The sequence below is a fragment of the Streptomyces sparsus genome, assembly GCF_054776295.1.
In genome coordinates this window covers 1-984 of record NZ_BAAHCA010001340.1, presented here as the reverse complement: position 1 = coordinate 984, position 984 = coordinate 1, and the positions used below count along the sequence as shown (strand labels likewise).

The 984-nt window shown below is 73.7% G+C and carries 1 protein-coding gene; it reads right to left on the bottom strand.

What is annotated here, in order from left to right:
* On the bottom strand, nt 1-886 hold an 886-nt coding region (gene manB, locus ACYVE9_RS28315), incomplete at its 3' end, for a mannose-1-phosphate guanylyltransferase (RefSeq protein ID WP_461030740.1).
* Nucleotides 887-984: the final 98 nt, after the last annotated feature.

Genomic DNA, 984 nt, shown 5'->3' with positions numbered 1-984 from the left:
ACGCGCCGGCCAGCACGGTGCTGCCGTCCACCCGGGCGCCGTCCTCGATCCGGGCGCCGGCGCCGACCGCGGTGCCGCCGCTGAGTTTGGCGTCAGGGGCGACGTGGGCACCCGCGACGACCAGCCGTTCGCCGCAGCGGCCGGGCACCGCGGGGGACGGCGCGCGGCCCAGCACCAGGTCGGCGGAGCCGCGTACGAACGCCTGCGGGGTGCCGAGGTCGAGCCAGTACGTGGAGTCGACCATGCCCTGGAGGTGCGCGCCCTCGGCGAGCAGCCCGGGAAACGTCTCCCGCTCCACCGAGACCGGGCGCCCGGCGGGGATGGTGTCGATGACGGACCGGTTGAAGACGTAGGCGCCGGCGTTGATCTGGTCGGTGACGATCTCCTCGGGGGTCTGCGGCTTCTCCAGGAACGCCGTGACCCGGCCGTTGTCGTCGGTCGGCACCAGTCCGTAGGCCCGCGGGTCGTCCACCCGGGTGAGGTGCAGGGAGACGTCGGCCCCGGTGCCGCGGTGGGTGTCCACGAGGGCGCGGATGTCGAGGCCGGTGAGGATGTCGCCGTTGAAGATGAGCACCGGGTCGCCGGGCCCGCAGGACAGTCGGGAGGCGACGTTGCGGATGGCGCCGCCGGTGCCGAGCGGTTCCTCCTCGGTGACGTACTCCAGGTGCAGGCCGAGCCGCGAGCCGTCGCCGAAGTGCGGCTCGAAGACCTCCGCCAAGTAGGACGTGGCCAGCACGATGTGTTCCACCCCGGCGGCCCGGGCCCGGGCGAGCTGGTGGGTGAGGAACGGCACACCGGCCGCCGGGACCATGGGCTTGGGGGTGTTCACCGTGAGCGGGCGCAGCCGGGTGCCCTGCCCTCCGACAAGGAGGATCGCCTCTGTCACCGTCGTCTCTGCTTCCTGCCGGGGCCGCACCTGGTCGTGCTCGGCGGCCAGTGTATGCAGACGTGGACGTCGCGGGTCCCCGGGCGTGGTTGCCCGGG